The following is a 5518-nucleotide window of genomic DNA, read 5'->3' on the forward strand; positions in this document are numbered from 1 at the left end:
GGGGCGGTGGCTGCGGAGGGGGGGGCGTTCAGCAGTGGTGGCCTGTCATGCGGGCCGCTGAGGCGATCGTGGTGCGGGCCTCCTGGTCGGTGAGGCCCGTGGCTCGGGCGGCTTCCAGGAGGGGGTTCAGGAGGGCCGGGCCGATGCCGTTCTCGTAGGCGCGGCAGGCGGCCCAGAAGAGGCGGGTGTCAGGTGGGCGGTGCCGGGGGCCGTGGTGTAGGTGCCGTGTCGGGTGCGGGACCCGGGACCGACCAGGTAGCCGCCGGCGCCCCGGATGTCGATGCCGGGGGCGAGGCGGCCGGCCGAGTTGGGGACCACGGCGTCGGGCGGGCCGGTGAGCCAGATGTGGCGGCCTCCGCCGGGGGTGATGACGACGACCGTGGGCGGGATCGTGAACAGGTGCCGCAGGGCCAGTTCGCGCAGGGCCGCCGGGGAGTCCGTGTCCGGTTTGGTGTCCAGGTCGACGCCGATGAGGTGGTGCGGGGGCAGTCCGCAGGCGATGCCGTATCCGGTTGCCCAGGGCGCGGCGGCGAACAGGGCGCGGATGCGGGACGGGTCGGTGGAGGCGTCGTGGACGCCGTGGCCGAAGCGGCCGCACTCGCCGTGGCAGAGGGCCGGAGCGGGGTCGTCGCGGTGGGGTGAGCGCAGGGCCGGGAGCTTCGTGCGGGACAGCGGGAGGACGGCCAGTCCGCGTTCCGCGGCTGACAGGGCGTGTGCGAGGGCCAGCGTCGTGGCCTGCCGGTCGGTGGTGGCCATGGGCCCATGGTCGTACGTATGTTCGAGAAAGGGAAGGGTGAGCGGGCGCGACGCGCCGGGTGAACGGAGGAGCTGCAGAAAGTGGCGGAACGCTTCACCTCTTGTGGGGCTTGGGGTGCAGGTGTCTGTGCTGTGCCGTGATGAGCATGAAGGGAAGCAAAGGGGTTTATCGACTTGTCCTCACGCTTGAGGGCGAATCAGGGCTTCCGGGGTGGTTCGGCGGGGCCCGGTGGGCAACTCTGATCACGCGACGTCGTGCAAAGCGTCGAGGCGGTCGGCCAACTGCCTTGGCAGGAGACCTGGTTCACGTACTTCTCGCGTTGTCGGCAGTAGCCGGTGCGCACTTGTTCTGGAGGAAACATGGCAAGCATCCGTACCGCCCGTGTCGTCGCCACCCTCGCCGCCCTTCCGCTCGCCGCCGCCCTCTTCGGCGGGGTGGCGACGGCGGACAACGGTGCCTTCGCGGACGACGGATCGAGCGCGACCGCCGCCAGCGCGACCGCCGGCATCATCGGCAGCGGCGTCGGCGACGACAACAACGGCAATTCGTCCACCACGCAGCAGCAGGCGGTCGGCTCGGGGGCCTCGAACCAGAGCAACACCGCGCAGGTCGACGGCTCCGCGTTCACGTCGATCAACCAGGGCAACGAGAACGTGTCCGTCAACTTCACGCCGCTCTGGTGGTGAGCTGAGGGGGCGGCGCGGTCGCGCTGCCGCGCCGTCCCCTCTGCTGCTTTGCGGGTGTGCTTCTTGGGGTCGCAGTGCGTCCGGGCGGCGGTGCTTCGGTGCCGTCGCCCCGGCGTTTCTCGTACCCGGGGGCGGGGTGGAGGTGGGTCCGGGTGGCCGTTCTGGGGCGGGTCCGTGTCGTGCGGGTCGGAGCGGGGTGCCTCGGAGGGTCTCAGGGACTGACCCGTAGTACCCCTCCCCTTCTCGTCCACCCAGAGGAGGTGGGGGCAACACCACCCCTACAACCTGAGGCGGACGCCCCTTCGGGACCTGCGGCCGATCCGCCGGGTGCCCTCCCGCTCATAGCGTTGAGCCATGACCACACTCGTCTGCACCAGCGCTTCGAACGCCGCCACCGGCCAGGCACCGGCCTCGGCCGCGGCGAGGACGCAGACCTTCCCGTACCCCTCGTTCTCGTCGTACGTGGAGGCCCGCCAGCCGGTGCTGCTGCGTACCGCCCGGTCGCTCACCGCGAATCCGAGCGACGCGGAGGACCTGCTGCAGACCGCACTCACCAAGACCTACGTGGCCTGGGAGCGGATTGAGGACCACCGCGCCCTGGACGGTTACGTCCGCCGCGCGCTGCTGAACACCCGGACGTCGCAGTGGCGCAAGCGCAAGATCGACGAGTTCGCCTGCGACGAGCTGCCCGAGCCGGAGCCCGTGACCGGCGGCGACGATCCTGCCGAGCGCCAGGCACTGCACGACGCCATGTGGCGGGCGATCACGAAGCTGCCCGCCCGGCAGCGCGCGATGGTCGTCCTCAGGTATTACGAGGACCTCAGCGAGGCCCAGACGGCCGAAGTGCTCGGAGTTTCCGTGGGCACGGTGAAGTCTGCGGTCTCCCGGGCGCTCGGCAAGCTCCGTGAGGACCCTGAGCTGGGGATTGTCCGGTGATGGGGGGATCTGTGTACCTCGGGTGGGCTTGCCTGTCGGGTATCGCCGGCTGATCGATCACCCGGGACTAGTGACATACCGCGCGGTATGTGCGCAGAATCGGCGCAACCCTTACCGCCGCGTAGGCAATGTCGCCCCGGGAGGACACCGTGCTGAGCACGATGCAGGACGTACCGCTGCTGATATCGAGGATCCTGACCCACGGGTCGACCGTCCACGGCGCCTCGCAGGTGACCACCTGGACCGGTGAGGGCGAACCGCACCGCCGCTCCTTCGCCGAGGTCGGCGCCCGCGCCGCCCAGCTCGCGCACGCCCTGCGCGAGGACCTCGGGGTCCGCGGCGACGAACGGGTCGCGACGCTCGCCTGGAACAACGCCGAGCACGTCGAGGCCTACTTCGCGATCCCCTCCATGGGCGCGGTCCTGCACACGCTCAACCTCCGCCTCCCGCCCGAGCAGCTGGCCTGGATCGTCAACCACGCCGCCGACCGGGTCGTGATCACGAACGGTTCGCTGCTGCCGCTGCTCGCTCCGCTGCTGCCGCATCTCAAGACGGTCGAGCACGTCGTCGTCACCGGACCCGGTGACCGCTCGCCGCTGGACGGCGCCGACGCCCGGGTGCACGAGTACGAGGACCTGATCGCGGGGAAGCCGACCACGTACGACTGGCCCGAGCTGGACGAGCGGGCCGCCGCCGCCATGTGCTACACGTCCGGCACCACCGGCGACCCCAAGGGCGTGGTCTACAGCCACCGTTCCATCTACCTGCACTCCATGCAGGTCAACATGGCCCAGTCGATGGGGCTGACCGACGAGGACACCTCGCTGATCGTGGTGCCGCAGTTCCACGTCAACGCGTGGGGGCTGCCGCACGCCACCTTCATGACCGGCGTCAACATGCTGATGCCGGACCGCTTCCTGCAGCCCGCACCCCTCGCCGCGATGATCGAGGCGGAGCGCCCGACGCACGCCGCCGCGGTCCCCACCATCTGGCAGGGCCTGCTCGCCGAGCTGACGGCAACGCCCCGCGACGTCTCCTCCCTCACCCAGGTCACCATCGGCGGCTCCGCCTGTCCCTCGTCGCTGATGGAGGCGTTCGACGCGCTCGGCATGCGGGTCTGCCACGCCTGGGGCATGACGGAGACCTCCCCGCTCGGCACCGTCGCCCGGCCGCCGGCCCACGCGCTCGGTACGGAGCAGGAGTTCGCCTACCGCCTCACGCAGGGCCGTTTCCCGGCCGGTGTCGAGGCCCGCCTCACCGGTCCCGGTGGCGAGCGCCTGCCCTGGGACGGCGAGTCCGCCGGTGAGCTGGAGGTCCGCGGCAACTGGATCGCCGGTGCCTACTACGACGGCCCGGACGCCGGCCCGCTGCGCCCCGCCGACAAGTTCAGCGAGGACGGCTGGCTGAAGACCGGCGACGTCGGCACCATCTCCGCCGACGGCTTCCTCACCCTCACCGACCGCGCCAAGGACGTCATCAAGTCCGGCGGCGAGTGGATCTCCTCCGTCGAGCTGGAGAACGCCCTGATGTCCCACCCGGACGTCGCCGAGGCCGCCGTGGTCGCCGTCCCGGACGACAAGTGGGGCGAACGGCCGCTGGCCACCGTCGTCCTCAGGGAGGGCGCGAGCGTCGGCTTCGAGGAGCTGCGCACCTTCCTCGCCGAGGAGGGCAGGATCGCCAAGTGGCAGCTCCCGGAGCGCTGGACGGTGGTCGAGTCGGTGCCGAAGACGAGCGTCGGCAAGTTCGACAAGAAGGTGCTGCGCAGGCAGTACGCCGACGGCGGGCTGGACGTCACCCGGCTCTGACCGGCGCCCTTCCCGTCTGCCGGCCTCTGCGGCGGACGGCCCTGCGGCGGACGGCCTCCGCCGGGTGGCAGGGACCCGTGGTCCCTGCCGGGCGGCCGGGGCCGGCGCGGGGCTTTCCGCCGGACGGCCGGGACCGAGGGCTCCCCGCCCGGCGGCCGGGACCCGGGACTTTCCGCGCGGCGGTGTCGGCCGCGTGGGAGCGGGGCCCTCAGCCGTCAGTAGTCGTCAATAGTCCTCAGTAGTCCTCAGTAGTCCTCAGTAGTCCTCAGTAGTCCTCAGTAGTCCTCAGTTCGTTCCGATCCGCGAGAGCAGCTCGACGATCCGGGCCTGTACCTCGCCGCTGGTCGAACGCTCCGCCAGGAACAGCACCGTCTCGCCCGAGGCCAGCCGCGGCAGGTCGGCCTGGTCGACGGCAGCGGTGTAGACGACGAGCGGGGTGCGGTTGAGCTGCCCGTTCGCGCGCAGCCAGCCGACGATCCCGGCGGAGCCGTCCTGGCGCCGCTGGACCTGCATCAGGTCCATCACGACCAGGTTCGGCCGGAACTGCCCCGCCAGCGTCACCGCGTCCGTGTCACTCGCCGCCCGCGCCACCTGCATCCCGCGCCGCTCCAGGGTCGCGGTCAGCGCGAGCGCGATCTCCGCGTGCTCCTCGATCAGCAGCACGCGCGGCGGATGCTGCTCACTGTCCCGGGGCGCGAGCGCCTTCAGCAGTACGGCGGGGTCGGCACCGTAGGCGGCGTCCCGGGAGGCCTGTCCGAGTCCGGCCGTCACCAGTACCGGCACCTCGGCCGCCACCGCCGCCTGTCGCAGCGACTGGAGCGCCGTACGGGTGATCGGCCCGGTCAGGGGGTCCACGAACAGCGCGGCGGGGAACGCCGCGATCTGCGCGTCCACCTCCTCGCGCGAGTGGACGATCACCGGCCGGTAGCCCCGGTCGCTGAGCGCCTGCTGCGTGGAGACGTCAGGTGCGGGCCAGACCAGCAGTCGGCGCGGGTTGTCCAGCGGCTCCGGCGGCAGCTCGTCGTCCATCGGCTGCGGACGCGGCGGGTCGGCCACCTCCACGGCACCGCCGGGGCCGTCCAGCGGTTCGGGGCCCTCGGCGGCGTTCTCGTCCGGTGCCCCTATCGCGTAGGACCGCCCGGCGCCCTCGGTGACCGGCGCGAGCCGCGGCTGGCCACCGCCCAGGGACGGCTGCTCCTGCCCCTGCGGCTGGGGCTGGGGCTGCCCCGGTCCGTGCCCCTGCCGCTTGGCCGGCGCGGCGGCGGGCGGCTGCTCGGCCGGAGGGTGTGGGCGGGCCGACGGGTCGGGGCGGGCGGGCTGGTCCGAACGTGCGG

General features: G+C 72.1%; 4 protein-coding genes and 1 pseudogene. 3 read left to right on the forward strand and 2 right to left on the reverse strand.

The features are described 5' to 3' along the window. Nucleotides 1-28 precede the first annotated feature (28 nt). Nucleotides 29-756, reverse strand: a pseudogene (locus HZS56_RS37015) (bifunctional DNA primase/polymerase). Between the two features lie 360 nt (nt 757-1116). On the opposite strand from HZS56_RS37015, the gene HZS56_RS37020 reads away from it, so the two are divergent. The 3 genes from HZS56_RS37020 to HZS56_RS37030 all read left to right on the forward strand — a co-directional run bounded on the left by HZS56_RS37020 (nt 1117) and on the right by HZS56_RS37030 (nt 4184). After that, entirely contained in the window at nt 1117-1443 is a 327-nt protein-coding gene (locus tag HZS56_RS37020; protein WP_216725196.1) for a hypothetical protein, read from the forward strand. 354 nt (nt 1444-1797) lie between these two features. After that, nucleotides 1798-2379 (forward strand): SigE family RNA polymerase sigma factor, encoded by a 582-nt coding sequence (locus tag HZS56_RS37025; protein ID WP_216725197.1) that lies wholly within the window; start codon nt 1798-1800, stop codon nt 2377-2379. A 128-nt stretch (nt 2380-2507) separates the two neighbouring features. Further along, entirely contained in the window at nt 2508-4184 is a 1677-nt protein-coding gene (locus tag HZS56_RS37030) for a long-chain fatty acid--CoA ligase (RefSeq protein ID WP_216725198.1), read from the forward strand. A 285-nt stretch (nt 4185-4469) separates the two neighbouring features. Here the strand turns inward: HZS56_RS37030 and HZS56_RS37035 are convergent. Then, nucleotides 4470-5518, reverse strand: a 1049-nt coding sequence (locus HZS56_RS37035) for a response regulator (RefSeq protein ID WP_507227386.1), incomplete at its 5' end; no start/stop codon positions are given.

Source organism: Streptomyces mayonensis, assembly GCF_018982965.1.
In the GTDB taxonomy this organism is placed as follows: domain Bacteria; phylum Actinomycetota; class Actinomycetes; order Streptomycetales; family Streptomycetaceae; genus Streptomyces; species Streptomyces mayonensis.